This is a genomic window from Modicisalibacter coralii (assembly GCF_004117855.1).
Lineage (GTDB): Bacteria > Pseudomonadota > Gammaproteobacteria > Pseudomonadales > Halomonadaceae > Modicisalibacter > Modicisalibacter coralii.
Window position 1 is genome coordinate 1 of record NZ_QWBW01000074.1, and the last position, 603, is coordinate 603.

1 pseudogene is annotated in these 603 nt (G+C 71.3%); it reads right to left on the minus strand.

Annotated features, from left to right (window positions below):
- Positions 1-603, minus strand: a pseudogene (locus tag D0901_RS20835) (DNA topoisomerase IV subunit A); the annotation flags it as partial.

Consider the following 603-nt stretch of genomic DNA (forward strand, 5'->3'; position numbering starts at 1 on the left):
CGCCAGGACATTGCAGCGGACATTGCAGCCCTTGGGCACGCTGAGCACCGCCTTGCCGGCCTTGTTCTTGCCGATCAGGTCGTCGAGCCGCGCCACGAACCCGTAGCCGCCGTCCGAGGCGAGCAGGTAGCGCGTCTCGGGCGGCGCCAGCATCAGCCCGGTCATGTGGGCGCCCGCGGCGGGGTTGATGCGTCCGGTGATCGGCTCGCCCTGGCTGCGCGCGCTGGGCAGGTTGTGCGCCGCCAGGGTGTAGGCGCGCCCGCTGTCGTCGAGCAGCACCAGCGGCTGGTTGGTCTTGCCCCGCGCCGCCAAGGGCCACGAGATCGATCCCGCCGGGCTCGCGTTCAAGGCCGGCGATCGTTTTCACCTGGCGGCGCGGATCCAGCCCTTCTCGGAGAGCACCACCGTGACCGGGTCGGCGCCCATCAGCTCGACCTCGGAGAGCGCCCGGGCCTCCTCGCGCTCGACCAGCGGCGAACGGCGCGGATCGCCGTATTCGCGCTCGGCGTCGCGCAGCTCCTTCTCGATCAGGTCGGTGAGCGCGGCGTCGTTGCCGAGCAGTTCCTTGAGGCGCTCACGCTCGGCCTGCAGTTCGTCCTGCTC